Raw genomic sequence first — 25751 nt, 5'->3', positions numbered from 1 at the left:
GGTGCATCTCCTCAGCCTCCAGCGCGGCACGATCGCGGACGGGCGCGAGGCGGTGGACCTCGGGCAGACGCCGGGGCGCATCCTCGTCCTGTCGGCGGCCGACACCGAGCTCGCCTCGCTGGCCGCCGCCGCCTCGCGGCTGGGGCTCGGGCCGGACGCGCTGCGCCTCGCCAACCTCCTGCGCCTCGCCCATCCGATGTCGGTCGATACGCATGCGGAGCGTATGGCCCCCGGCGCGCGTCTGGTGGTGATCCGGCTTCTCGGCGGTTCGGCCTATTGGCCGCACGGCTGCGAGGCCTGGGCCTCGGCCGCCCAGCGCTTCGGCTTCCCCCTCGCGATCCTGCCGGGCGACGACCGGCCGGACCCGGGGCTCGACCGCTACTCGACGCTCCCCGCGCCCGAGCGCGAACGCCTGTGGGCCTTCCTGCGCGAGGGTGGGGCGGCCAATGCCGACGCGTTCCTGCAGGCTGCGGAAGCCATCGCGGACGGGCGCGCGGCGGAGGGCGAGGCGCGCCCGCTCCTGAAGGCCGGCATCCTCGACCGCCCCTCCCGCCTCCCGCCCGATCCGGCGCGCCCGCTCGCCGCGATCGTCTTCTACCGCGCCCTCGTCCAGAGCGGGCAGACGGAGGCGGTGGAGGCGCTGGCGACCGCCCTGGAAGCGCGGGGCGTGGATGCGCTCCCGGTCTTCGTGTCGAGCCTCAAGGACCCTGTCAGCGTCGAGACCGTGCGCGTCCTGTTCGGCCCCCGCCCGCCGGCCGTCGTCGTCAACCTTACCGGTTTTGCCGTGTCCTCGCCCGGCCGCCCCTTCCGGCCGACCGTTCTCGACGAGGCGGGCGCCGTGGTGCTCCAGGGCGTTCTGTCCGGCTCGACGCGAGACGCCTGGGAGGCATCCGCCCAAGGCCTGTCGGCGCGCGATCTCGCGATGAACGTCGCCCTGCCGGAGGTGGACGGGCGAGTGCTCACCCGCGCGCTCGCTTTCAAGTCGGCGGGCGAATGGCACGAACTGACCGAGACCGACATCGTCGCGCACCGGCCCGAGCCCTCGCGCATCACCTTTGCGGCGGATCTTGCAGGCGCCTGGGCACGGCTTCGGGCGACGCCGGCGCCCGAGCGCCGGGTCGCGGTCGTCCTCGCCAACTATCCCAATCGCGACGGCCGGCTCGGCAACGGCGTCGGCCTCGACACGCCGGCCGGGACGCTGGAGGTCCTGCGGGCGATGCGGGACGAGGGCTACGGTCTCGCGGCGCTTCCCACGGACGGTAACGCCCTGGTGGAGCATCTCCAGCGCGGGGTGACGAACGCCGGCGTGGAGGGGCGCGAGATCCGCGAAACCCTGGCCCTCGCCGACTACCGCCGCTTCTTCGCAGGCCTTCCCCCTTCGGTGCGCGATGCGGTGACGGAGCGCTGGGGCGCACCGGAAACGGATCCGTTCTTCGATCCGGCGCACGGCTTCGCCCTGCCGCTCGCGCGCTTCGGCCGTGTCGTGGTCGGCATCCAGCCGGCGCGCGGCTACAACATCGACCCGAAGGCGAGCTACCACTCGCCCGACCTCGTGCCCCCGCACAACTATCTCGCCTTCTACGCATGGCTGCGCCAAACCTTCGGCGCGCAGGCGATCGTCCACATGGGCAAGCACGGCAATCTGGAATGGCTGCCCGGCAAGGCGCTGGCGCTGTCGGAAGGCTGCTTTCCGGAAGCCGTGCTCGGCCCCCTGCCCCATCTCTACCCGTTCATCGTCAACGACCCCGGCGAGGGCTCCCAGGCCAAGCGCCGCGCGGCGGCCGTGATCGTCGACCACCTGACCCCGCCCTTGACGCGCGCCGAAAGCCACGGCCCCGCGCGCGACCTCGAACGGCTGGTGGATGAATACTACGAGGCCTCAAACGGCGATCCCCGCCGCGCCGCGCTTCTCCGGCGCCAGATCCTCGAGCTTGCCGCCGATTCCGGCTTGGGCGCCGATGCCGGGATCGACGCGGCGGAGGCGGGCGACAGCGCGCTCGAAAAGCTCGACGCCTGGCTCTGCGATCTCAAGGAGATGCAGATCCGCGACGGGCTCCACATCTTTGGCCGCGCGCCGGACGGCCGGCTTCTGACCGACCTGACAGTGGCGCTCGCCCGCCTGCCGCGCGGAACCGAGCCGCCCGACGAATCCCTTCTGCGTGCCTTGGCTCGCGATCTCGGCCTCGACGGCTTCGACCCGCTCGCCTGCGACTTCGCCGCGCCTTGGGCAGTCCCGCGCCCCGCCGTTCTCCAAGACCTCACCGCCGATCCCTGGCGCTCCCACGGCGACACGGTGGAGCGGCTGGAGCTTTTGAGCACCGCGCTCGTGTCGGGCGAGCGGAGCTTGAGCGAGGGCTGGCCGGCCACCGCCGCCGTCCTCGCCGAGATCGACGCGCGGCTGCGCCCCTCGATTGAGGCCTGTGGGCGGGCGGAGATCGCGGGGCTTCTCGCCGGCCTCGATGGTCGCTTCGTGCCGCCCGGCCCGTCCGGCGCGCCGACGCGCGGGCGGCCGGGCGTCCTGCCGACGGGCCGCAACTTCTTTTCCGTCGACACGCGCGCCGTGCCGACCGAGACCGCCTGGGCGCTGGGCTCGAAATCCGCCACCCTGCTGCTGACGCGCCATCTCCAGGACCACGGCGAATGGCTGCGCAGCGTCGGGCTCACCTGCTGGGGCACGGCCAACATGCGGACGGGCGGCGACGACATCGCGCAGGCCCTCGCGCTGATCGGCGCGCGGCCGGTCTGGGACCGGGCGTCGGGCCGCGTCACCGGCTTCGAGATCCTGCCGCCCGCCGCCCTCGGGCGCCCGCGCGTCGACGTCACGCTTCGCGTGTCCGGCTTCTTCCGCGACGCCTTTCCCGACCAGATCGCCCTGTTCGACCGCGCCGCGCGGGCCGTCGGCGCGCTGGACGAGGACGCCGAGGACAACCCGATCGCCGCGCGCATGCGCGCGGAGGGCCAAGCCTTGCGTGCCGAGGGTTCGAGCGAGGCGGATGCGATGAAGCGCGCGGGCTTCCGCGTCTTCGGCTCCAAGCCCGGCGCCTACGGGGCGGGGCTGCAGGCGCTGATCGACGAGGGCGGCTGGGACGCGCGCGCCGATCTGGCGGAGTCCTATCTCCATTGGGGCGGATACGCCTACGGCGCGGACACGGAAGGCATGTCCGAGCGCGACGCCTTCGCCGCGCGGCTTGGCCAACTCGAAGCCGTGGTCCAGACCCAGGACAACCGCGAGCACGACCTTCTGGATTCGGACGACTACTACCAGTTTCACGGCGGCATGAGCGCGGCGGTGGAGCACCTTCGCGGCGCGGCGCCCGCGACCTATCATTCCGACCATTCGCGCCCCGAGCGCCCGCTGATCCGCACGCTGGACGAGGAGATCGCCCGCGTCGTTCGCGCCCGCGTCGTCAACCCGAAATGGATCGCCGGCGTCATGCGCCACGGCTACAAGGGCGCCTTCGAGATCGCGGCGAGCGTCGACTATCTCTTCGCCTTCGCCGCCACCACCAACGCCGTCGCCGACCGGCATTTCGACGCCGTCCACGCTGCCTTCGTCGAGGACGAGACGGTGTCGGCGTTCATGCGGGCCAACAACCCCGCCGCCTTCGCCGAGATGAAGGCGAAGCTCCTCGACGCCATCCGGCGCGGCCTCTGGCGCCCGCGCTCCAACTCCGCCACCTTTGCCCTCGAACCGGAGGAAGCCACCCCATGAGCGAGAAATCCGCCCTCGTCGCTGAGATGAGCGAAGAAGAACTCGACGCCCGCCACGCCGAGAAGATGAAGAAGAAGAAGGCGGCGCGCGACAAGATCCTGGCGACGAAGACGCAGGAAAAGGGCCTCGTCATCGTCCACACGGGCAAGGGCAAGGGCAAGTCCACCGCCGCCTTCGGCCTCGTCTTCCGGGCGCTCGGCAACGGCATGCGGGTCGGCATCGTCCAGTTCGTGAAGGGCAAGTGGGACACCGGCGAGCGTCAGGCGCTGGAGCGCTTTCCCGGCGAAGTGACGATCACGGCGATGGGCGACGGCTTCACCTGGGAAACGCAGGACCGCCAGCGCGACATCGCGGCCGCCCGGGCAGCCTGGGAGCGCGCCAAGGCGCTGATCCTCGACGAGGAGCACCAGATGGTTCTCTTGGACGAGCTCAACATCGTCCTGCGCTACGAATATCTCGACGTCGCCGAGGTGGTGGAGTTTCTGCGAGAGCACAAGCCGGCGATGAAGCACGTCGTCGTCACCGGCCGCAACGCGCGCGAGGAATTGATCGAGTTCGCCGACCTCGTCACCGAGATGGAAATGGTCAAGCACCCGTTCCGCTCCGGCGTGAAGGCGCAGCGCGGGATCGAGTTCTGAGGCCGACGCCATGCGCACGGCGGCGGAGATGAGAGATCCGGAAGAGGCGACGTGCGAAAGCCAGGTCGGTCTTCGACCCCTGGCGATCAGGTCCGCGCCTCCCTCGTCGTCTTGCGAGCCGGTCATTCGGGAACGATCGCTTCGAGCGTTCCGCTCGATCGCCCCTTGGGCCATGCTTCCGGGAAAGCCGAATCGATGAACCGTTCGTTCGATCTGCGCATGAAGGAGTTGGATGAGATCGTCGCGCTCTGCGTCGATCAGGGCCCGTTCGCAACAGGCGTCGTGCGCGACGCCTCCAACCGCTCGAGCCGGGATGGGCCCTGGTGGGGTGTGCAGATCGAACGAAGCCAAACTTGCGGCTCGCAAACCCGCCGCGTGACGGCGACGGTCACCTTGCACGCCTCCGAGACGGGCGAGTCGGGACGATTCGAGGGCCGGTGGCGGGCGCGGGTCTGGCAAGGCGTGGGCGTGGACACGTTTCAAGTCGGCGGGTCACATCCGCTCGCATGGCGCGTGCCCACGGCCGACGCCCTGCAGGAAGCGCTGGCCGGCCTTCTCCAAAAGGCGGAAGCGGCCCTGCCGCCCCGAACGCGCGCATAAGGTCCGCTATCGACCGGAGGCTTGGACGTTCGCGACAGTGACGACCGGCCGTCGAAGCGGTCGGTGATCCGCCGCGCCGATCTGGACTGGCTCTAGCTTGCGGTCGATGCCAGATGCTGAAACAGGTTCAAAGCCAACGGCTCCAGCTCGGCCCGCTCCCCCGTGCAAAGCAGGAGACGCCGCGTTGCCCATGGATCCGTCAGCCGCAGGCTCGATAATGGCACGGAGCGCCGGGCACGACGCGCGGCGAACTCGGGCATGACGGCGATCCCGGCACCGTCGGCAACCATTCGGGCGATGCCGTCGAAGGTGCGAAGGAGCACGCGCGGACGCAGGCGCACGCCGACCCGCTCGGCCTGGTCCCGAAGCTGCACCTGAAGGGCCCCCTCGAACCCGATCATCGGCTCCGCGGCGACCTCAGTGAAGGCGACGCGATCGGCGCCAGCGAGCGGATGATCGCGGGCCGCGACGAGAACCAGCCGATCGATCGCGAAGGGCAAGGTCCGGAGCCCGCTGGTGTCGACCGCATCGGAAACGATCCCGATCTCGGCCAGCCCACCCGCCACCGCCTTCGCGATGTCGGGGCTCGGTCGCTCCTCCAAGTCGATGTCCGCTCCTGGGTGCCTTGCTAGGAACGGCCCGAGACGCTCGGGCAGCAGCCCGACGATCGCGGCCGAGTTCGCCAATACGCGGACCGAGCCCCGGAACCCCTTCGCATGGTCGGAGAGTTCGGCCTGCATCGCGCCGACCTGCCGCAGGACGAGGCGGGCATGATGCGCGAGCGTGTCGCCCGCCCGTGTCGGCACGACGCCTCGTCGGTTGCGAAGGAGCAGGGGCACGCCGGACGCGATCTCCATGTCCCGCAACCGTTCGCTCGCCGCCGCCAGGGACAGGTTCGCCGCACCGGCTCCGTGCGTGATGCTCCCGGCATCCACGACGGCGAGGAACAGGCGAAGGTCGGGCAGATCGAAGCGCATGACGGATCGTGGCACGGGCTGAGGTTTCGGAACAGCAGAAGGGTGACGCCGCCTCTTCCGAATTGCGCCGGCTCGCCCGATCGGTGGAATGGCCGAATGGAACAGAACCTTCTTCTCCTCGCCGCCATCACGGCGACCTTCTTCGCCGCCGGGATCGTCAAGGGCGTCACCGGCATGGGGCTGCCAACCGTCGCCATGGGGGTGCTCGGCGCCTTCCTGTCGCCGCTCGCGGCGGCCTCGCTTCTCCTCGCGCCGTCCTTCGTGACGAACGTCTGGCAGCTTCTGGCGGGGCCCCGCTTCGGAGCGCTGGCGCTTCGCCTCTGGCCGATGATGCTGACGATCGTCGCGGGGACGGTCCTCGGCTCGGCACTGCTGACCGGAGGCGACACACAGCGGACGACGACCGCGCTCGGCGTCGCCCTCGTCGTCTACGCGGTCTATACGCTCTTCGCGCGCCCGCTTCGTGTCCCCGAACGGTGGGAGCGCGTCGCCTCGCCCCTCGTCGGCCTCATCACGGGGATCGTGACGGGGGGAACCGGGGTCTTCGTCATTCCCGCCGTCCCCTATCTCCAGTCCCTCGGGCTCGATAAAGACGATCTGGTCCAGGCGCTCGGCCTGTCCTTCACGGTCTCGACGATCGCACTCGGTCTCGGCCTCGGCTGGAACGGCGCGATCGCAGGCGACGGCTGGCTCGCCTCCGTCTTAGCCGTCATCCCGGCTCTCGCCGGGATGCAGGTCGGTCAGCTCGTCCGAACCCGGATCAGTCCGCTCGTCTTCCGCCGCGTGTTCCTGGTCTTCCTGCTCCTTCTCGGACTGGAGATGGCGTCACGGCCCTTGTTCTAACGGCAACCGACGGTCTCACCCGTCTGCCCCAGCCTGATCTCGGACATGAGCGGACCCTTCGAGAACCACCCTTCCGCGCCGAACGACGCCGGCGAGAGCGGCGGCCTCGAGCTGGATGCTCCCCGCGTCCCCCGGAAGGCGCCCTACGCTACCCGTGAAGCTTCAGCGCCGGGCCCTTGGCCGGGGACAGCATGTCGGCGAAGATCGCGACGGAGCCGCGAAGGGTTCCGAGGACGCGCCATTGGTGCTGGCGCTGGAGCGCGTGATAGGCGGCGACCGCGAACTGACCGTGGATCAGGAAGTCGTCGCCGTTCCCTGAGCCGATGCGACCGACCGCCCCGGCACGGCCGAGCGAAACGAGCCGGCCCCGGTTCTGGAACGCGAAGGGCTCCACCGGCTGGCCCTTCAGGAGATGGGAAACCGTGTCGACGAGATAGGCTGCCTCCTGCGCGGCGGCCTGCGCCGTCGGCGGCAAAGGCTTGTCGGCACCCTTGGTCACGACGCTGGCGGAATCGCCCATCGCCACGATCCGCTCGTCCACGGTGGATCGCAGCGTCCGGTCCACCCGAATGCGCCCTTTGTCGTCGAGCTCGAAGTCGGCCAACTCCTTCAGGAGTGGGTTGCCGACGAGGCCTGCCGCCCAGACCGCCACATCGGACGGCCAGCGCTCGCCCGATTCCGAGCGCACGCCGTCCGGCTCGATCGCCGCGATCTTGGCATCCGTCACGGTCTTCACGTCGAGCGAGCGCAGCCGCTCCACCAGCTTGGCACGCAGGTCCGCGTCGATGCCGGGCATGATCTCGGGCGCCGATTCCAGGATGGTGATGCCGAGGAGCTTTGGCCCGTTCGTGCCCGGCTCGCGCGCCAGGAACCCGCTTTCCGAGTTTCGCAGGTGCGCGGCAAGCTCCGTGCCCGTCGCGCCCGACCCGACGATCACGATCTCGGCGGGAATGCCGCTGGCGCGCGCGCGGATCATCGCGCCGGCAAAGCGGGTGCGGAAGGCTTCGGCGTCCGCCGGCCCGTCCAGTCGGATGGCGTTTTCGGCGACGCCCTCGATCCCGAAGTCCGGCGTCACGCCGCCGAGCGCGACGACGCAAAGGTCGTATGGGAGGCGCCGGGCCGGCGCCAGTTCGCGCCCTTCTCCGTCCCGCATGGGGCCAAGCTCGACCTCGCGCGCGCCACGATCGATCCCGGCGACCTCACCCTGCTCGAAGTGGAAGCCGCGCATCTTGGCGAGGAGATAGAAGGACACTTCGGCGAGCGTCGAGGACACGGTGCCCGCGGCGAACTCGTGGAGGCGCGGCTTCCAGAGATGGGCCATCTCGCGGTCCACCAGAGTGACCGCCACGTCGCTTCGCTTGGCGAGCTGCGAGGCGAGTTCCAGCCCACCCGCGCCCCCGCCCAGGATCAGTACCCTCCGTCCCGCATCCGCACTCGCCACCGTTCGCCCTCGCGCCATCATCTCCCCTGAAAGATGCGCTCAGACGCCGGCGGTTCCGATCAATCCTGTGAGACCGACCACGATCAGGTAGAAGGCGACGATGTAGTTCAGAAGGCGCGGCATCACGAGGATCAGGATCCCGGCGATCAAGGCGACGATCGGCTGAAGGGTGATGATTTCCATCGGGTGGTTCTTTCTCTGCAGTGTCTTCGGGCCGTTCAGCCCATGTACCAGCCGTGGCTGGCGGTCATCGATTGGCCGGTGAGCGCGCTCGAGCCGAAGCCGGCCAGGAACACGGCGATATCGGCCACGTCCTCCAGCGTCGTGAACTCGCCGTCCACCGTGCGGCCCAGCATGACGCGGCTCACCACGTCCTCTTCCGAAATGCCGAGGTCGCGCGCCTGCTCGGGGATCTGCTTCTCCACGAGCGGCGTGCGCACGAAGCCGGGGCAGATCACGTTGGAGCGAACGCCGTGCCGTCCGCCTTCCTTGGCCATCGTCCGGGCGAGGCCGAGGATCGCGTGCTTGGCCGCGACATAGGCGCTTTTCAGCGGCGAGGCCTCGTGGCTGTGCACCGAGCCCATGTAGATCAGCGAGCCGGAGCGGCGCGGATACATGTGCTTGACCGCCGCCTTGGTCAGAAGGAACGAGCCGCCGAGATGGATGTCTACCACGCGGCGGAACTCCTCGTAGGGAAACTCCTCGATCGGATGCACGATCTGGATGCCCGCATTGGCCACCATCGCGTCCAGGCGCCCGAAGCGGTCCACCACCTTCTCGACGCCCGCGTTGACCATCGCCTCGTCGGTGACGTCCATGGCAAGCGCGATCGCCCGGCCGCCCGTCGCCTCGATCTCGGCGGCGACCTTCTGGGCGCTCGCGGCGTTGATGTCCGCCACCCCGACGCTGGCGCCCTCGCGCGCGAAAGCCAGCGCGATCGCGCGCCCGATCCCCGAACCGGCTCCCGTCACGATCGCGGCCTGATCCGCAAGCTGCATGAATGGTCCCCGCCGGCAGTCCTCGTCCCACCCAAGGATAGGCGTCGACACGCCGAAAGACAGGGCGGGCTTACGGCTTTTCTCGCTCGCACGCCGCGCGCACCCGCCCTATAAGCAGCGCAGCAATCCCGAGAACGCGAGGCGGATCGATGGTGGCGACGAGAATCGACGGCAAGGCCGTGGCCGAGGACGTTCTGGCCGAGGTGAAGCGCGCCGCCGCCGACCTCCAGGCCCGCACCGGCACCCAGCCGGGCCTCGCCGTGATCCTCGTCGGCGAAGACCCCGCCAGCCAGGTCTATGTCGGCTCCAAGAGCCGCATGGCGAGCGAATGCGGCTTCCATTCCGTGACCCACCGCCTGCCCGCCGACGTGCCCCAGGCCGACCTCCTCGCCCTGATCGACCGGCTCAACGCCGACCCCGCGATCCACGGCATCCTCCAGCAGCTCCCCCTGCCGAACGGCCTCGACACGGACACCGTCGTCGGGCGCATCCATCCCGACAAGGACGTCGACGGCCTCACCGTCGTCAATGCCGGCCGCCTCGCCTCCGGCCTCGTGGGGGAAGCCTTCGTCCCCTGCACCCCCGCCGGCTGCATGGTGCTGATCCGCCGAACCCTCGGCGACGATCTTTCCGGCAAGCGTGCCGTCGTCGTCGGCCGCTCCAACCTCGTCGGCAAGCCGATGGCCCAGCTCCTGCTGCTCGCCAACGCCACAGTCACCACAGCCCATTCGCGCACGAAAGACCTCGCCGCCCTCTGCCGCGAGGCCGACATCCTCGTCGCCGCCATCGGCCGCCCCGAAACGCTCGGCCCCGACCACGTCAAGCCCGGCGCCCTCGTCATCGACGTCGGCATCAACCGCGTGCCCGCCCCCGACAAGGGCGAGGGCAAAACCCGCCTCGTCGGCGACGTCGCCTACGCCCCCGCCGCGGAGACCGCATCCGCCATCACCCCCGTCCCCGGCGGCGTCGGCCCGATGACCATCGCCATGCTCATGGCCAACACCGTCTCCGCCGCCTTCCGCGCCGCCGGCGAGACGGCGCCTCGGTTCTGAGGAGTACGTGGGGCTATTGCGGGGCTGCCGCCCCGGTCCCCGCTCGGGAAGGAATTCCCGAACCCTTCTTTTCTTTTGACAACAAAAAGGGGGCCGCCGGCCCCCTTTTTGTTGTCACCAGGATGAGGGTCCAGGGGAATCATTCCCCTGGCGGGGTGCAGGGGTGGAACCCCTGCGATGCCCCAAGCGCCCCTCACCCCAGGATCGCCTTCGCCTCCGGCAGGTCGGCGAGGGGCGTCTGCGGGCGGGGGCCGATTTGGGAGATGATGTGACCGGCGGCGATGGCGCCGAGGCGCGCGCTTTGGGCGTGGTCGAGGCCTTGGGTGTAGCCGCGCAGGAAGCCGGCGGCGAAGAGGTCTCCGGCACCGGTCGTGTCGACGACGTGGGGGACGAAGGTGGCGGGATGGGCGGTGCGGGTGCCGCCTTCGACGACGACGCAGCCGTCCGAGCCTCTCGTGACGACGGCGAGGCGGGCGGTGTCCTGCCCCAGGTGGTGGAGGGCTTCCTTGAGGATTTCGGTCTCGTAGAGGGCGAGGGCCTCGGCTTCGTTGGCGAAGACGATATCGACGGTGCGCGAGCGCAGGAGGTCGAGGAACTCGGCGCGGTAGCGGTGGACGCAGAACGGGTCCGACAGGGTCATGGCGACCTCGCGCCCCGCCGCGTGGGCGATGCGCGCGGCCTGGAGGATGGCGTCCTTGGCGCGGGGCGGATCCCAGAGATAGCCTTCGAAATAGGTGACGCGCGAGGCGGCGACGACGGCCTCGTCGATGTCATCAGTCGAAAGCTCGACGCAGGCGCCGAGATAGGTGTTCATCGAGCGCTCGCCATCGGGGGTGACGAGGATCATGGACCGGGCGGTGGGCGGCTCGGCGGGAAGAGGCGCGGTCTCGTAGTGGATGCCGAGCGCCTGGATGTCGTGGGTGAAGATGCCGCCCAACTGGTCGCTCGACACCTTGCCGAAATAGGCGCCCCGGCCGCCGAGCGAGACGAGGCCGGCGACCGTGTTTCCGGCGCTGCCGCCCGACATTTCCGTGGCCGGCCCCATGCGCGCATAGAGGTCTTCGGCGCGCTTGGCGTCGATCAGCGTCATCGCGCCCTTCTCGATGCCGGCGTCCTTCAGGAAGGCGTCGTCGGTGCGCGCGATGATGTCGACGATGGCGTTGCCGATCGTCAGGAGGTCGTATTCGGCCATGGAGCGGGTCGGAACCTTTGCTTTGGAGATCAGGCGGGAGCCCAGGCATTGGGGATGTGGACGGGCCAGCGGCGGGGGAGGACGGCGACGATGTCGAAGCGGAGCGACAGGGCCGCGTGGTCGCGCTGGCGCGCGAGCCAGAGATCGGCGGCGTTCTCGATGCGGCGCTGGCTGGCGGGCGAGACGGCGTCCATCGCGGCCTCCAGGGTGGCGCGCGCCTTGACCTCAACGACAGCAATCGTGTTGCCTCGCCGGGCGATGATGTCGATCTCGCCGACCCTGGTGCGGTGGCGTATGGCGAGGATGCGGTAGCCCTTGAGGCGCAGCGCCCAACCGGCCAGCCATTCGCCGCGATGCCCCTTGGCGAAGCGGGCGCGGCGTTCCGTCAAACGCTCGGTGGCGCGGTCAGCCGCCATCGGATTTCAAGGCAAGGGCGCGGGCGTAGAGCTCGCGCCGCGTGAGACCGGTGAGCTTCACCGCCTCCTGGGCGGCTTTCGCGGGCTTCATCTCGGCGAGGAGCCCGCGCAGGATCGCGTCGGCATCGTCGGCGGACGGGGCCGCCTCGTCCGCCGGGCCGCCGACGCAAACGACGATCTCGCCGCGCACGCGCTCCATCGCGGCGAACTCGGCAGCCAGATCCGGCAGCGGGCCGCGATAGATCGTCTCGAAGGCCTTGGTCAGCTCGCGGCAGACGGCGCCGGAGCGCGGCCCCAAGACGGCGGCCATGTCGGCGAGGCTTTCGGCGATGCGGTGCGGCGCCTCGAAGAACAGGAGCGTTCCGGGCACGCGGGCCAGCGCTTCGAGGCGGGTGCGCCGGGCGCTTTCCTTCGGCGGCAGAAAGCCGGCGAAGAAGAAGGCGTCCGAGGGCAGGCCTGAGGCGAGAAGGGCGGCGAGCGGCGCGGAAGCGCCGGGAATGGGGACGACGGGAATGCCGCGCGCGATGGCCTCTGCGCCCAGCGGAAAGCCGGGGTCGGAAACAAGCGGCGTGCCGGCGTCGGACACGAGAGCGACGGAGCGCCCGGCTTCCAGTTCGGCCAGAAGCGCCTCGCCCGCACTCGTCGCGTTGTGCTCGTGGTAGGAAAAGGTGCGCCGGCGGATGCCGTAGCGCTGGAGAAGCTTGCCGGTCTGGCGCGTGTCCTCGCAGGCGAGGACATCGGCGCCGGCGATAATCTCGAGCGCGCGCAGCGTGATGTCGGACAGGTTGCCGATGGGCGTGGCCACAAGATAAAGGCCCGGCTCGGGGCGGGACGCGGAAAGGGGGGCACCGCGCAGGGTGAAGCCTGTGCGCTCCGTCGTTTCCGGTAGATCGCGATCGTCCTCGCTCATGCGCCCCTCGGCGCCCAGAGGATCACGGCGGCACCACTCAAGCAAAGCGCCGCGCCCACGAGATCGAACCGATCCGGCCGCGCCCCTTCCGCGCCCCACATCCAAAGAAGCGAGGCGAGGATGTAGACCCCGCCATAGGCGGCATAGGCGCGCCCGGCGAACTCCGTCTCGACGCGCGTGAGCGCGAGAGCGAAGACCGCGAGCGCCAGGATGCCGGCCACGAGCCAGAGCCGCGAGGCTCCGCCGCGCAGAACGGCGAAGAACGCGAAGCAGCCGGCGATCTCGGCCAGCGCCGCCAGCGCATAGACCGGCAAGGCGCTCACGCGAGGTCCGCCACCACGGCGTCGAGAACCAGCATGCCGGCGGGGGTGGCGCGGATGCGGTGGTTACCCAGGCGCTCCAGCATGCCGTGGCCCACGAGATCGCTTTCCACATCGGCGTCGATGGGGCGGCCCGACAGGGCGCTCCAGCGAAGAAGGTCGATGCCCTCAGTGAGGCGAAGGCCCATGAGCATCAGTTCGTCCGCCTGCTCGTGGTCGGCGAGCGCCACGTCCTCCACCGAGCCGGTCTCCCAGTCCTCCACCATGCGCAGCCAGGTTTCGGGATGCTTCTCGTTGGCGACCGCGTGGCGGCGCCCGTCCGCCCCCGGCAGCCGCCCATGCGCGCCGGGGCCGACGCCCGCATAAAGGCCGTAGCGCCAATAGGTCAGGTTGTGGCGCGATTCTGCGCCCGGCACCGCGTGGTTGGAAATCTCGTAGGCCGGCAGGCCGTGGGCGCGGGTGATGGCCTGCGTCGCCTCGTAGAGCTCGGCCGAGAGTTCGCCGTCCGGCACCACGAGCTTGCCCGCCTTGTGAAGGGCGTGGAACACGGTGCCTTCCTCGATGGTGAGCTGGTAGAGCGACAGGTGGTCTGCGGCGAGATCGATCGCCTGGACGATCTCGCGCTCCCAGGCTTCGACGCCCTGGCCGGGGCGGGCATAGATCAGGTCGAAGGACAGGCGCGGGAAGATTTCGCGCGCGAGGCGGATCGCGCCGAGCGCCTGGGCCGTGTCGTGCAGGCGACCGAGCCGGCGCAGGTCCGCGTCGTTCAGCGCTTGGACGCCGAGCGAGATGCGGTTGACGCCGGCCGCCCGGTAGCCCCGAAAGCGCGTCGCCTCGACGGAGGAGGGGTTCGCCTCCAGCGTGATCTCGGCGCCGTCCGCGACGGTCCAGGTGGCGGCGACCGTGTCGAGGATCGCGGCCACCGTTTCGGGCTCCATCAGGCTCGGCGTGCCGCCGCCTAGGAAGATCGAGGTGACAGTTTGCCCACGCGAGCGCGCGCCTTGCGCCGCGATCTCACGCCGGAAGGCGGCGACGAAGCGCGCCTGATCCACCGGCTCGTGCCGCACGTGGCTGTTGAAGTCGCAATAGGGGCATTTGGCCGCGCAGAACGGCCAGTGGACATAGACGCCGAAGCCCGGATCGCCTTCAGGGGGCGTATAGGGGCGGATCGCGGCGAGCTGGCGGACAGCCATGTTCACGAGACGCCCAAGGCTTCCCCCGCAAACAGGCGGAAGGCCCGGGCGCGGTGCGACAGCGCGGTTTCCTGCCCCGGCACCCAGCCGTGCTTCTCATGGGAGCTCATCTCGCCGAAGGTCCGCGTCTCGCCCTCGGGCAGGAAGCACGGATCGTAGCCGAAGCCGAGCTGGCCTCGGGGCGGCCAGACGATCGTTCCCTCGATCTCGCCGCGGAACTCGCGCGTCTGCCCATCCGGAAAGGCGAGGCAGAGAACGGCGACGAAGCGCCCCGTGCGGCGCGACGGGTCGGTGGCGCCCGCCGTCTGCAGCTTCTCTTCCACGTTGCGCATCGCCATCGTGAAGTCCTTGCCCGGCCCGGCCCAGCGGGCGGAATAGATGCCGGGATCACCGCCCAGCGCATCGACCGCGAGCCCGGAATCGTCCGACAGGGCGGGCAGCCCGGTGGCGCGCGCGGCCGCCAGCGCCTTGATCCGGGCGTTTTCCTCGAAGGTCGAGCCGGTTTCCTCCGGCTCGGGCAGCCCCTTGTCGGCCGCCGAGACGACCTGGAAGCCGAGGGGTCCGAGAAGCTCGCGGAATTCCGCGATCTTGCCGCCGTTGTGGCTGGCGACCAGAAGCGGGCCGCGGTTCGGATCGAGGGGCAGATCGTTGGCCATGGGTTCGGGAGCGCTTCGGGTTCGGTTGGAGGTTACGGGGCGAGGCTTTCGCGGGGGCGGATCAGCCCGCCAGCACCGCGCGCTGCTTTTCCACCAGCGTGGCGATGCCGCCTTCGGCAAGGCTCAAGAGTGCCGCCAGCTCGTCCTTGGAGAAGGGCTCGCCCTCGGCAGTCCCCTGGATCTCGACGATGCCGCCGCGCCCGGTCATCACGAAGTTGGCGTCGGTCTCTGCGGCCGAATCCTCGAGATAGTCGAGATCTAGCACGGGCGTCCCCCCATGGATGCCGCAGGAGATCGCCGCCACGTGGTCCTTCAGGACGGCGTCGCGCTTGACCATGCCGCGCGCTTCCATCCAGGCAAGGCAGTCCGACAGGGCGACGAAGGCGCCGGTGATAGCCGCCGTGCGCGTGCCCCCGTCCGCCTGGATCACGTCGCAGTCCACCGTGATCTGGCGCTCGCCGAGCGCCTGGAGATCGACCACGGCGCGAAGCGAGCGGCCGATCAGGCGCTGGATCTCCTGCGTGCGGCCGGACTGCTTGCCCGACGCCGCCTCGCGGCGCATGCGCTCGCCCGTGGCGCGCGGCAGCATGCCGTATTCGGCCGTGACCCAGCCCTTGCCGGTGTTCTTCAGCCAGCCCGGCACGCGCTCCTCGAGGCTCGCCGTGCACAGGACATGGGTGTCGCCGAACCGCACGAGGCACGAGCCTTCCGCATGGCGCGAAGGACCGCGCTCCAGCGTCACAAGCCGCAATTCGTCGTTCTGGCGTTTGGAAGGCCGCATGAGATGTCCGCTCAATTCGGGAAGATGTTGCGGTCTCCTTAACGCATCAGGACTGGGACCGAAAGCGGTGGCTGTCGGCAGCGGCTCGCGGAGCGGGCGGCGCGGCACATGACCCGCGCCCATGCCTGCATGTCGGCCGACCGAACTTGAACCCCAGGTTGGATCAGGGATGCTCGATCGCAGGCCTGAGCGGATCGCTTCGCCGATCTGGCACCCCATGGTTCGGCTCGACTTGGCCGAGCAACCACGCTCTGTGGCCATTGCGCCACAACCCCTACACGAACCGCGCGAAACCATTCGCTGAGGTTGTGCTGTGGGCGACCTTCCACCATCCATCGATGACGGTGATGCAAGGTCAGGCTTATGGCACCGAGAGATTATGCGCTGGATGGCCTGCGCGGATTGGCCGCTCTGGCCGTCGCCGGCGGGCACAGCATCCTGGCGTTCACGGGCATGGGCGTCTGGATGCTGACGTATCGGCAATTCGCCGATCAGCCGTTCGAAAACGTCATGGCTCGCCTCGGCTACATCGTGGCGCCGAGCGATGCCGCCGTGATGGTGTTCTTCGTTCTGAGCGGACACGTGCTCTGGTCGATGTTCGATCGCCGCTACGCCGGCATCGAAAGCTTGCCTCGCTGCATCACCGAGCGGCTTTGGCGGCTTCTTCCCACCTCGATCGTCGCCGGCATCCTGTTCGGACTGGCCACGCGGATCGGCTATGTGGCGCCGATGGAACCGGCCGAGGTTCTGCGCACCATGTTCATCCTCAGCCGTGACACGAACGGCGTCCTTTGGTCGCTCCAGGTCGAGATCGTGGCGTCGATCCTGCTCTTCGGCATATGGGCCGCGACAGGCGGGCGATCGCTTCTCGCGCTTCTTCTATCCTTTCCCAGCTTCCTGGTCTTCCGCCATACAGGGTCGCAATACGCCCTTTTCCTGCCCGCGTTCCTTCTGGGCGCCGCGATTGCGAACGTGCCGGGCGCCCTGGCCCGCTCGCCCCTGTTGCTTCTGGTCGGCGTGCCGATCCTCTTGGTTTCCAGCCTCTTCCTGGGACATGGCTGGGAAGCGCGGTTCCTGGAGATGGCGGGCGCCGTTCTGATCGTCGCCCATGTCCGGGCCTCCCAACCCCGCTGGCTGCTCAGCCGGCCCATGCAGTTCCTCGGCCTTGTCAGCTATCCGTTCTATCTCGTGCATGGCTTGGGCATTGCCTTCGCATTTCGCAACATGCCCTGGGTGCCGGAGAATCAGACGGGATATCGGATCGTCGCCTTGTTCGTCCTTTCGACACTGGCGGCGCTTCTTTTGGCCTACGTGATTCACCGACTCGTGGAGCGACCAGCCATGCGCCTGCCCAAGCTCATCAGAGCGCCCGCGCCTGTCGCCGAACGCGGAATCGCTTGAGCTTCGGCCTCTCGAGCCGTGGTCGAATAAACATCCCAGCCGCGGGTTAGGGGGGCGGCCTCCGCTGCCGGGGGCCGCTCCATGCCGATCGGGCCTTCAGGCGGGAGCGCGGCGGCGGCATGCCGGGAGCCCGAGCTTGCGCGAAGGCCTCGCATGAACCCTCCCGCCGCTTGGCCGCGCCGGGCGAGCCCCATATATTCCATCTCGTGATGAAGCTCGGCACCAACCTGTCCTTTTCCCGCGATCACCTCGACCGCAGCCTCGATCTCGGCCAGACGCTCGACGAGCGTTCGCGCGAGATCTTCCGGCTCATCGTCGACACCTATCTGGATTCCGGCGAGCCGGTGGGCTCGCGCAACCTGTCGCGCCTTCTCACCAGCGCCCTGTCGCCTGCCTCCATCCGCAACGTCATGTCGGATCTGGAGGCGCTCGGCCTCATCTACGCGCCCCACGTTTCGGCCGGCCGCCTGCCGACCGAGATCGGCCTGCGCTTCTTCGTCGACGCGTTTCTGGAAACCGGCGACCTGCCCGAGCGCGAGCGCCTCGAGATCGAGGAGCGGGTGCGCGCCGAGGGCGAGCGGCGCCCGGTGGACGCGCTCCTGACCGAAGCCTCCCAGCTCTTGTCCGGCCTATCGCGCGGGGCGGGCATCGTTCTCGCCTCCAAGACCGACATCCGCCTGAAGCACATCGAGTTCGTGCGCCTCGACGCCGCCCGTGCGCTCGTCGTGCTGGTGGGCGAAAACGGCGAGGTGGAAAACCGCGTCCTCGAGCTCACCCCCGGCATCACCGCCTCGCAGCTGGTGGAAGCCACGAATTTTCTCAACGCCCATGTCGTCGGACGCACATTGAGCGAAGCGCGCGTGCGCATCGCCGCCCTGAAGGACGACACCGCCCGCGCCCTCGACACCCTCTCGCAGGAGCTGGTGCAGGCGGGGCTCGCCGTCTGGTCGGGCGAAGGGGCGGGCCAGCCTTCGCGCCTCATCGTGCGCGGGCGCGCCAACCTTCTGGGCAGCGCCAACGACGCGCCGGATCTGGAACGCCTGCGCCACCTCTTCGACGACCTCGAATCGAAGAGCTCGATCATGGAGCTGATCGATCTGGCGGAATCGGGCAACGGCGTTCGCATCTTCATCGGCTCGGAAAACAAGCTGTTCTCCATGTCCGGCTCCTCGCTCGTCATCGCGCCCTATAGCGACGGCGACGACCGGGTGATCGGCGCCGTCGGCGTGATCGGTCCGACCCGCCTCAACTATCGCCGGATCGTGCCGATGGTGGACTACACCGCCCGCCTCGTGTCGCGCCTCCTGTCGGGAACGGCCCCCTCGCGCCGGCCTTGATTTTCGCCCCTCCCCGTTCGATATCCGGCCCGACCCCCTTTTGCCTCGGCGGGCATCCGTCGGCCTTGTTCCGGCGACGGCCAGCCCGGCCACTTCTGTAGAACAGCCAAGGAGCGCCCTCTTCGATGACGAGCGAGACCGACAAGACCGCGAACGAGAGCCAGCGCAACGCCAGCCCCGCAGCCCAGGCCTACTTCAAGGGCGGCGGCGTCGCCGGAGCGGCCGCCGGCGACATGAACCCGCCCGCCGGCCACGCCCCGATCGACGACGAGCCCGTGCCCACCTGGGGCGGCGACAACGCCAACGAAGCCGACCGCGCGCGCATCGCAGAGCTCGAAGCCGAGAACGCCGACGTCAAGGACCGCCTCCTGCGCCTCGCCGCCGACATGGAAAATCTGCGCCGACGCACCGAGCGCGAGATCAAGGACGCGCGCCAGTTCGCCGTCGCCAACTTCGCCCGCGACATGCTGTCCGTTTCCGACAATCTCGACCGCGCCATCCAGGCCCTGCCCGAAGGCGCACGCGAATCCGGCGACGCCGGTTTCACATCGCTCGTCGAAGGCGTCGAGATGACCGGCCGCTCCATGCTGTCCGCCATGGAACGCCACGGCGTGAAGAAGCTTGAGCCCCTCAACGCCCGCTTCGACCCGAACTTCCATCAGGCCATGTTCGAAATCCCGAACGCCGACCTGCCCGCCAACACCGTCGTCCAGGTCGTCCAGGAAGGCTACGCCATCGGCGAGCGCGTCCTGCGCCCCGCCCTCGTCGGCGTCTCCAAGGGCGGCCCCAAGGCCGCGCCCGCCCCCGGCCCCGACACCAAGCCCGGCGTGCCGGACGAGAGCACCAAGGACGCTTGAGAGGCGCTTGAGATTTAGCAGGGGTTCCACCCCTGCACCCCGCCAGGGGAAATGATTTCCCCTGGACCCCTCATCTGTCATGACAACAAAAAGGGGGCCGCTGGCCCCCTTTTTGTTGTCAAAAGAAAAGAAGGGTTCGGGAATTCGTTCCCGAGCGGGGGCCGGGGCGGCAGCCCCGCAATACCCTCAGCGCCCCTCACGCCACCTGGGCCGGGCGCTCGGTGGCGACGCGGTAGGCGATGGCTTCGGCGAGGTGGGGGCGGCCGACGGTTTCGGCGCCGGCGAGGTCGGCGAGGGTCCGGGCGACCTTGAGGATGCGGTGGTAGGCCCGGGCGGAGAAGGCCATGCGTTCGGCGGCCTCGCGCAGGAGCTTGGTGCCGGCGGCGTCGGGCGAGGCAACGCGTTCGACGAGGGCGGCGGAGCAGTGGGCGTTGAGGGTGGCGGGGGGCAGGCCGAGGGCGCGGTAGCGCTCGGCCTGGATGGCGCGCGCCGCCTCGACGCGGGCGCGGACGGTCTCGGAGGATTCGGAGGGCTTGAGGGTCAGGAGTTCGGCGGCGGAGACGGCGGGGACTTCGATGCGGATGTCGATCCGGTCGAGAAGCGGGCCGGACACGCGGGCCTGGTAGTCGGTGGCGCAGCGCGGGCCTCTGGCGCAGGTGTGGCCGGGCTCGCCGGCCATGCCGCAGCGGCAGGGGTTCATGGCGGCGACGAGCTGAAACTGGGCGGGATAGGTGACGCGGTAGTTGGCGCGCGCGATGACGCTCTGGCCGCTTTCGATGGGCTGACGAAGGGAATCGAGAACGGCGGGCGAGAATTCGGGGAGTTCGTCGAGGAAGAGGACGCCGCGATGGGCGAGCGAGACTTCGCCGGGGCGGGTGCGCTGGCCGCCGCCGACCATGGCGGCCATGGAGGCGGAATGGTGGGGCGCGCGAAACGGGCGGCGGTCCGACAGACGCCCGTCGGAGAGTTCGCCGGCAATGGAGGCGATGCGCGACACGTCGAGGATTTCAGGCGGCGTCAGCGGCGGCAGGATGGAGGGCAGGCGCGCGGCGAGCATCGACTTGCCCGAACCCGGGGGGCCGACCATACACATGTTGTGCGACCCAGCCGCCGCGACTTCCAACGCGCGCCGGGCGGCGAGCTGGCCGCGGATCTCGGCCATGTCGGGCAGGTCGGCGGCGGCCGAGCGCATGGCGGGCTCGGGGCGGGCAAGGATTTGCGTGCCGCGAAAATGATTGGCGATCTGGATCAGCGATCGGGCGGCGACGATGGCCATGTCGGGGCTCGCCCAGGCCGCTTCCGCGCCGCCCGCCTCCGGGCAGACGAGGCCGAGCCCGAGGGCATGGGCGGCCATGGCGGCGGGCAGGACGCCCGCGACGGGGGAAACGGTGCCGCCGAGCGAGAGTTCGCCGAGCACGAGGTATTCAGCGAGCCGATCGGCCGGCAGGGCGCCGAGCGCGGCCATCAGGCCGAGAGCGATGGGCAGGTCGTAGTGGGAGCCTTCCTTGGGCAGATCGGCGGGCGCGAGATTGACGGTGACGCGCTTGGGCGGCATCGCGAGGCCGGAGGCGTGGAGAGCGGCCTGGACGCGCTCGCGGCTTTCCGCCACCGCCTTGTCGGCGAGGCCAACGATTTGCATGCCCATCTTGCCGGGCGCGACCATGACCTCGACATCGACCGGGATGGCGTCGACCCCTTGGAACGCCACCGTCCTGACGCGCGAAATCATGCTCGACTCTGAACCCCAATCGAGCCGGCACCCCAACCGGCAGGCGAGACTAGAACGACAGACACACGCAGAGCAAGAACGGATACGGAACGCGGAGACGACTTCCACAGGCGCGAAAAAAAGAAGGGCGGCCCGCGAGCCGCCCTTTCGATATTCAATAATCCCGGTCGTAGCCGCTGTCCGGGCCGTAGGGCGGCGGCGCGTCGGTGCGCTGCCAGCGCGGCGGGCCGTCCTCGAAGCGGTCGCGGTCGCGGCGGCCTTCGAAGCGGTCGCGGTCCCGCTCGAAGCGGTCGCGGCGATCCTCGCGCCGTTCCTCCCAGCGCTCGCGCCGATCGTCTCGGCGGTCCGGGCGGCCGGCGTAGGGCGGAGGCGGCGGACCGTCGCGCCAGTCGCGCCCGCGCGGCGGCGGGCCGCGATCAAAGATGCGCGGGCCGTAGATGCCATCCCAGCGCTGGCGGTCGCGGTAGAAGTCGCGGCCTCGATAGTGCCGGTCCCAGTAGTTGCCGAACGAGTAGGTGATCGTCGGCGCGCCGATATAGCCGACCGAGCGCGGGCCGGTGTAGCGAACGCCGCCTCTGATGAAGGCGAGATAGTTCGACGACATCCAGCCGCGCTGGCCGTAGAAGTCGACATCGCACCACGAGCGGTTGGCGAGGCACCCGAAAACCTCCACGTCCTCGCCGCCGCGAACGACGTTGACCGGCGGATAGGCGGTGGAAGGCCCGGCGCGCAGGTTGACGTTGGTGGTGGCGATGGCGGTCGCGGCCATCGCCGAGCCGGGAACGGCGAGCGCTCCGAGGAGCGCGAGGGCCTTTATGGAATTCAGTCGGGGCATGGGAGCCGTCCCGTCACAAGGCTTCGATGGAATGCATTTCACCACGCGCGAGGTGAGCGGTCCCCGAACGCGCCGTTCATGCGGCGTTCAGGAAACGCGGGACCCCGGACGCGGGTTGCGCGTTTCAGCGCTTGGCCTCGACCGTGTCCCAGAACAGGGCGGCGATGTCGGCGCCGCCGAAGCGTTTGACCTCGCGGATGCCGGTCGGCGAGGTGACGTTGATTTCCGTCAGGTAGTCGCCGATCACGTCGATGCCGACGAAGACCTGGCCGCGCGCCTTCAAGGTCGGGCCGATCCGGGCGCAGATCTCGCGCTCGCGCTCGGTCAGTTCGGTCGGCTCGGCGCGCCCGCCGACATGCATGTTGGAGCGCGCGTCGGTTTCGGACGGCACGCGGTTGATCGCGCCCACCGGCTCGCCGTCGATCAGGATGACGCGCTTGTCGCCCTTGCGCACGTCCTTGAGATAGCGCTGGACGATGAAGGGCTCACGGAAGAGAAGCGCGAAGGTTTCCAAGAACGAGGACAGGTTGCGGTCGTCCTTCGTCAGATGGAACACGCCGGCGCCGCCGTTGCCGTAGAGCGGCTTCATCACGATCTCGCCGAACTCGGCGCGGAACGCCGCGACCTCTGCCGGGTCCTTGGTGATGATTGTCTCCGGCATCAGGTCGGCGAACTCGGTGACGAAGATCTTCTCCGGCATGTTGCGCACCCAGGCCGGGTCGTTCACCACCAGGGTCTTCGGCTGGACGCGCTCCAGGATGTGGGTCGAGGTGATGTAGTTCATGTCGAAGGGCGGGTCCTGGCGCAGGAGCACCACGTCCATTTCGGCGAGATTCACCTTCTCGGGCTGCCCGAGCGTGAAGTGCCGGCCCTGCTCCTCGACAAGATTCAGCGTCTCGACGCGCGCGGTGGCGACGCCGTCGCGAAGCGACAGGCGGTCGGGCGTGTAGTGGAAGAGCTGGTGCCCGCGCCGCTCCGCCTCCAGGCACAGGGCGAAGGTGGAATCGCCCTTGATCGTGATCCCCGACACATGGTCCATCTGGACCGCGACCTTAAGCGCCATGGCGGCCTGCCCTTTTCTCTCAAATCTCAGCTTCCGTGGCGAGGTAGGGGGAAACCCGCCCCAAGTCCACCGATCCCGTCATTGCCGCGCCGATCCGTCCGTCCCATGTGAAGGAGCGACACGACCCAACGGAGTTCACCCCCGATGATCCTCGGCTCGGCCGCGCGCGCGCTTCGCGACCTCTTTTCGCCGCCCTTCCGGGCGGCGCTGTGGAAGTCGCTCGGGCTGACGGCGGTGGTTCTGGTGGCGCTGTGGTTCGCGGTGCGCTGGCTGTTCGAGGTCGTGGCGATCCCGTTCTTCGCCGGCTGGGCGCCCGACATGCCGGCCTGGGTCGACAACGCCGGCACCTTCGCCGGCTGGGCGGCGGGGATCGCGCTCGCCTTTCTCCTCGCCTTCCTGATCGCGCCGGTCAGCGCGGTGATCGCCGGGCTGTTTCTCGACGACGTCGCCGAGGTGGTGGAGCGCGACGACTATCCCGGCGGCCATGCGGGCCGCGCGATCCCGCTCGGGCGCTCGATCATTCTGTCGGCCAAATTCTTCGGCGTCGTGATCCTCGGCAATCTCTTGGCCTTCGCGCTTCTCTTCGTGCCGGTGGTGAACTTCGGCGCCTTCTTCGTGATCAACGGCTATCTCCTGGGGCGCGAATATTTCGAGTTCGCCGCGCTGCGCTATCGCTCCGAGGACGAGGTGCGGGCACTGCGCCGGCGCTACGGGATCACGATCTTCCTCGCCGGGCTCCTGCTCGCCGCCTTCCTCGCCGTGCCGATCCTGAACCTCCTGACCCCGCTGTTTGCCGCCGCGCTGATGGTGCATCTCCATCAGCGCGTGTCGCAGCGCGAAGGCGGCCTGCCGCTGCCGCCGGCGACGCAGGCCGAGCGGATCGCGACCGGCGCGGCGGACGAACGCACGAAGCTTTGACGACGGCCCGGCCGCCTGGCCGGTTTGCTTGGGGCCCCCCGATCCCTTAAGACCCCCGTTCTCCGGTCGCAGCCCACCCGGTCAAAACAAGGGATCCCATCCATGAAGACACTTGTCGTCTGCTCCGGCGGACTGGACAGCGTCGTGCTGGCGTATTCGCTGAAGCGCGACGGCCAGCTCGCCGCTCTCGTTTCCTTCGACTACGGCCAGCGCCACGCCAAGGAACTGGACTTCGCGGCCGCGGCCGCCCGTCGGCTCGGCGTGCCGCATCACCTGATCGACCTGTCGGTGCTGGGCCGCGTCCTCACCGGCTCGGCGCTGACGGATGCGGTCGAGGTGCCCGACGGGCACTATGCCGAGGAGACGATGCGCTCGACCGTGGTTCCCAACCGCAACGCCATCATGCTGAGCGTCGCCTTCGGCCTCGCGGCCGCGCAGAAGCTCGATGCGGTCGCCATCGCCGTCCATGGCGGCGACCATTTCATCTATCCCGACTGCCGCCCGCCCTTCATCGACGCCTTCGCGGCGATGCAGAAAGAAGCCCTCGACGGCTATGCCGAGGTGGCGCTTCTCGCCCCCTTCGTCCACGCCACGAAGGCCGACATCGTGCGGCGCGGGGCGGAGGTGGATGCGCCCTTCGCCGACACTTGGTCCTGCTACCGGGGCGGCGTGCATCATTGCGGGCGCTGCGGCACCTGCGTCGAGCGTCGCGAGGCCTTCGCGGTGGCAGGCGTCGGGGACCCGACCCGCTACGACGACCCCGACTTCTGGCAGGCGGCGGTGGCGGGGGCGCGCGTCTGATGTTTCGCATCGCCAAGCGCTTCGAGTTTTCCGCCTCCCACGTCCTGCCGATGCTGCCCGAAGGCCACCCTTGCGCGCGCCTTCATGGCCACAACTACGCGGTGGAGGTGGAACTCGCCTCCCCGACGCTGGATGCCGTCGGCTTCGTGCGCGACTACCGCGAACTCGGCGTGTTCAAGGCGTATCTCGACGACACGTTCGACCACCGCCACCTCAACGACGTTCTCGGCCACGACCGGGTGACGGCCGAGGTCCTGGCGCAGCACCTTTTCGAATGGGCGCGGGCGCGCTTTCCCGAGGTCAGCGCCGTGCGCGTGTCGGAAACGCCGAAGACCTGGGCGGAATACCGGCCGTGAGCGCGGACGTGATCCGCGTTTCGGAAATCTTCGGGCCGACGATCCAGGGCGAGGGCGCCTTGATCGGCGAGCCGACCGTGTTCGTGCGCACCGGCGGGTGCGACTATCGCTGCGACTGGTGCGACACGCTGCACGCGGTGGATAGCGCGTTCCGCGACACCTGGGCGCCGATGAGCGCGGAGGCAATCTGGGAACGGGTGCGAGTTTTGAGCGGCGAGCGCCCGCTTCTCGTGTCCTTGTCGGGCGGCAACCCGGCGATCCAGCCGCTCGGCCCCCTCATCGCTTTTGGCCGGCGCGAGGGCTATCGCTTCGCCCTGGAAACGCAAGGCTCGATCGCCCGCCCCTGGTTCACGGATCTCGACACGCTGGTGCTCAGCCCCAAGCCTCCGTCGAGCGGCATGGTGCCGGACTGGGACGCGTTCGCGGCCTGCGTCGCGGCGGCCGGCCCGGCCCGTGTGATGATGAAGATCGTGGTCTTCGACGAGGCGGACTACGCTTTCGCGCGGGGTGCCGCCCGGCGCTTTCCCAATCTACCGCTGGTGCTCCAGCCCGGCAACCCGGCGGGTAAACATGCCCGCGAGGACGATCCGGCCGATCTCGAAGCGCTCGCCGCTTGCATGCGCTGGCTGGTGGACGCCGTGGTCGCCGACGGCTGGTTCCAGCCCCGCGTCCTGCCCCAGCTCCACGTGTTTCTTTGGGGCAACCGCAAGGGGGTCTGACCTCCG

General features: G+C 69.5%; 26 protein-coding genes. 12 read left to right on the top strand and 14 right to left on the bottom strand.

The features are described 5' to 3' along the window. Window position 1 precedes the first annotated feature (1 nt). From cobN to H7A85_RS00505, 3 genes are all read left to right on the top strand, one after another. Window positions 2–3712, top strand: coding sequence for a cobaltochelatase subunit CobN (gene cobN, locus H7A85_RS00515; protein WP_182083934.1), 3711 nt, complete (start codon window positions 2–4; stop codon window positions 3710–3712). Continuing rightward, window positions 3709–4350: a cob(I)yrinic acid a,c-diamide adenosyltransferase gene (gene cobO, locus H7A85_RS00510; RefSeq protein WP_182083933.1), complete on the top strand. Its 642-nt coding sequence runs from the start codon at window positions 3709–3711 to the stop codon at window positions 4348–4350. The genes cobN and cobO overlap by 4 nt, the downstream gene beginning before the upstream one ends. Before the next feature lie 195 nt (window positions 4351–4545). Next, a complete protein-coding gene (locus H7A85_RS00505; RefSeq protein ID WP_182083932.1) occupies window positions 4546–4950 on the top strand; it encodes a hypothetical protein in 405 nt (134 codons plus the stop codon). 92 nt (window positions 4951–5042) lie between these two features. Here the strand turns inward: H7A85_RS00505 and H7A85_RS00500 are convergent, their stop codons facing one another. Beyond that, complete coding sequence (locus H7A85_RS00500; RefSeq protein ID WP_348519687.1) at window positions 5043–5942, bottom strand: LysR substrate-binding domain-containing protein; 900 nt, start codon at window positions 5940–5942, stop codon at window positions 5043–5045. 81 nt (window positions 5943–6023) lie between these two features. Here H7A85_RS00500 and H7A85_RS00495 point away from each other — a divergent pair, with 81 nt between their 5' ends. Then, on the top strand, window positions 6024–6770 hold the full coding sequence (locus H7A85_RS00495; RefSeq protein ID WP_182083931.1) for a sulfite exporter TauE/SafE family protein: 747 nt from the start codon (window positions 6024–6026) through the stop codon (window positions 6768–6770). Window positions 6771–6918: 148 nt separating this feature from the next. Here H7A85_RS00495 and H7A85_RS00490 read toward each other — a convergent pair whose 3' ends face one another. From H7A85_RS00490 to H7A85_RS00480, 3 genes are read right to left on the bottom strand one after another with little or no spacing between them, the layout of a single operon-like run. After that, entirely contained in the window at window positions 6919–8211 is a 1293-nt protein-coding gene (locus H7A85_RS00490) for an FAD-dependent oxidoreductase (RefSeq protein WP_244630859.1), read from the bottom strand. 39 nt (window positions 8212–8250) lie between these two features. Next, a complete protein-coding gene (locus H7A85_RS00485) occupies window positions 8251–8394 on the bottom strand; it encodes a DUF3096 domain-containing protein (RefSeq protein WP_182083929.1) in 144 nt (47 codons plus the stop codon). Window positions 8395–8429: 35 nt separating this feature from the next. Next, complete coding sequence (locus H7A85_RS00480; RefSeq protein WP_182083928.1) at window positions 8430–9209, bottom strand: 3-hydroxybutyrate dehydrogenase; 780 nt, start codon at window positions 9207–9209, stop codon at window positions 8430–8432. Between the two features lie 152 nt (window positions 9210–9361). On the opposite strand from H7A85_RS00480, the gene folD reads away from it, so the two are divergent. After that, on the top strand, window positions 9362–10261 hold the full coding sequence (folD, locus tag H7A85_RS00475) for a bifunctional methylenetetrahydrofolate dehydrogenase/methenyltetrahydrofolate cyclohydrolase FolD (protein WP_182084454.1): 900 nt from the start codon (window positions 9362–9364) through the stop codon (window positions 10259–10261). Between the two features lie 193 nt (window positions 10262–10454). On the opposite strand, the gene H7A85_RS00470 is transcribed toward folD, so the two are convergent. The 7 genes from H7A85_RS00470 to rph form a co-directional block, all read right to left on the bottom strand. Then, window positions 10455–11453 (bottom strand): adenosine kinase, encoded by a 999-nt coding sequence (locus H7A85_RS00470; RefSeq protein WP_182083927.1) that lies wholly within the window; start codon window positions 11451–11453, stop codon window positions 10455–10457. Between the two features lie 29 nt (window positions 11454–11482). Beyond that, a complete protein-coding gene (locus H7A85_RS00465) occupies window positions 11483–11869 on the bottom strand; it encodes a YraN family protein (RefSeq protein ID WP_182083926.1) in 387 nt (128 codons plus the stop codon). Beyond that, window positions 11859–12779 (bottom strand): 16S rRNA (cytidine(1402)-2'-O)-methyltransferase, encoded by a 921-nt coding sequence (gene rsmI, locus H7A85_RS00460; RefSeq protein WP_182083925.1) that lies wholly within the window; start codon window positions 12777–12779, stop codon window positions 11859–11861. Before rsmI ends, H7A85_RS00465 begins: the two co-directional genes overlap by 11 nt. Next, complete coding sequence (locus H7A85_RS00455) at window positions 12776–13102, bottom strand: YnfA family protein (protein ID WP_182083924.1); 327 nt, start codon at window positions 13100–13102, stop codon at window positions 12776–12778. Before H7A85_RS00455 ends, rsmI begins: the two co-directional genes overlap by 4 nt. Further along, entirely contained in the window at window positions 13099–14292 is a 1194-nt protein-coding gene (gene hemW, locus H7A85_RS00450) for a radical SAM family heme chaperone HemW (protein ID WP_182084453.1), read from the bottom strand. Before hemW ends, H7A85_RS00455 begins: the two co-directional genes overlap by 4 nt. 2 nt (window positions 14293–14294) lie before the next feature. Then, a complete protein-coding gene (gene rdgB, locus H7A85_RS00445) occupies window positions 14295–14948 on the bottom strand; it encodes an RdgB/HAM1 family non-canonical purine NTP pyrophosphatase (RefSeq protein ID WP_182083923.1) in 654 nt (217 codons plus the stop codon). A 61-nt stretch (window positions 14949–15009) separates the two neighbouring features. Beyond that, window positions 15010–15729, bottom strand: coding sequence for a ribonuclease PH (gene rph / locus H7A85_RS00440; RefSeq protein WP_182083922.1), 720 nt, complete (start codon window positions 15727–15729; stop codon window positions 15010–15012). Between the two features lie 363 nt (window positions 15730–16092). Here rph and H7A85_RS00435 point away from each other — a divergent pair, with 363 nt between their 5' ends. From H7A85_RS00435 to grpE, 3 genes are all read left to right on the top strand, one after another. Continuing rightward, complete coding sequence (locus H7A85_RS00435; RefSeq protein ID WP_182083921.1) at window positions 16093–17130, top strand: acyltransferase; 1038 nt, start codon at window positions 16093–16095, stop codon at window positions 17128–17130. A 119-nt stretch (window positions 17131–17249) separates the two neighbouring features. Next, the gene (gene hrcA / locus H7A85_RS00430) at window positions 17250–18467 is read left to right on the top strand and encodes a heat-inducible transcriptional repressor HrcA (protein WP_244630858.1); all 1218 of its coding nucleotides are present in this window, start codon (window positions 17250–17252) and stop codon (window positions 18465–18467) included. Between the two features lie 125 nt (window positions 18468–18592). Beyond that, window positions 18593–19324, top strand: a complete 732-nt coding sequence (grpE, locus tag H7A85_RS00425) for a nucleotide exchange factor GrpE (protein ID WP_182083920.1) — start codon at window positions 18593–18595, stop codon at window positions 19322–19324. A 196-nt stretch (window positions 19325–19520) separates the two neighbouring features. Here grpE and H7A85_RS00420 read toward each other — a convergent pair whose 3' ends face one another. The 3 genes from H7A85_RS00420 to gshB form a co-directional block, all read right to left on the bottom strand. Next, a complete protein-coding gene (locus H7A85_RS00420; RefSeq protein ID WP_182083919.1) occupies window positions 19521–21053 on the bottom strand; it encodes a YifB family Mg chelatase-like AAA ATPase in 1533 nt (510 codons plus the stop codon). Window positions 21054–21207: 154 nt separating this feature from the next. Further along, window positions 21208–21888: an SH3 domain-containing protein gene (locus H7A85_RS00415; RefSeq protein WP_182083918.1), complete on the bottom strand. Its 681-nt coding sequence runs from the start codon at window positions 21886–21888 to the stop codon at window positions 21208–21210. A gap of 124 nt (window positions 21889–22012) precedes the next feature. After that, a complete protein-coding gene (gshB, locus tag H7A85_RS00410) occupies window positions 22013–22951 on the bottom strand; it encodes a glutathione synthase (protein ID WP_182083917.1) in 939 nt (312 codons plus the stop codon). 144 nt (window positions 22952–23095) lie between these two features. On the opposite strand from gshB, the gene H7A85_RS00405 reads away from it, so the two are divergent. From H7A85_RS00405 to queE, 4 genes are all read left to right on the top strand, one after another. Then, the gene (locus tag H7A85_RS00405; protein WP_182083916.1) at window positions 23096–23869 is read left to right on the top strand and encodes a sulfate transporter family protein; all 774 of its coding nucleotides are present in this window, start codon (window positions 23096–23098) and stop codon (window positions 23867–23869) included. Between the two features lie 102 nt (window positions 23870–23971). After that, window positions 23972–24670 (top strand): 7-cyano-7-deazaguanine synthase QueC, encoded by a 699-nt coding sequence (gene queC, locus H7A85_RS00400; protein ID WP_182083915.1) that lies wholly within the window; start codon window positions 23972–23974, stop codon window positions 24668–24670. Continuing rightward, entirely contained in the window at window positions 24670–25026 is a 357-nt protein-coding gene (locus tag H7A85_RS00395) for a 6-pyruvoyl tetrahydropterin synthase family protein (RefSeq protein WP_182083914.1), read from the top strand. Before queC ends, H7A85_RS00395 begins: the two co-directional genes overlap by 1 nt. After that, the gene (queE, locus tag H7A85_RS00390; protein WP_244630857.1) at window positions 25023–25745 is read left to right on the top strand and encodes a 7-carboxy-7-deazaguanine synthase QueE; all 723 of its coding nucleotides are present in this window, start codon (window positions 25023–25025) and stop codon (window positions 25743–25745) included. Before H7A85_RS00395 ends, queE begins: the two co-directional genes overlap by 4 nt. The last annotated feature ends 6 nt before the right edge of the window (window positions 25746–25751 follow it).

This window comes from Aureimonas sp. ME7 (assembly GCF_903970965.1).
Classification (GTDB): domain Bacteria; phylum Pseudomonadota; class Alphaproteobacteria; order Rhizobiales; family Rhizobiaceae; genus Aureimonas.
Note: the sequence above shows the minus strand (reverse complement) of the source record. Positions and strands in the feature narration are given on the sequence as shown.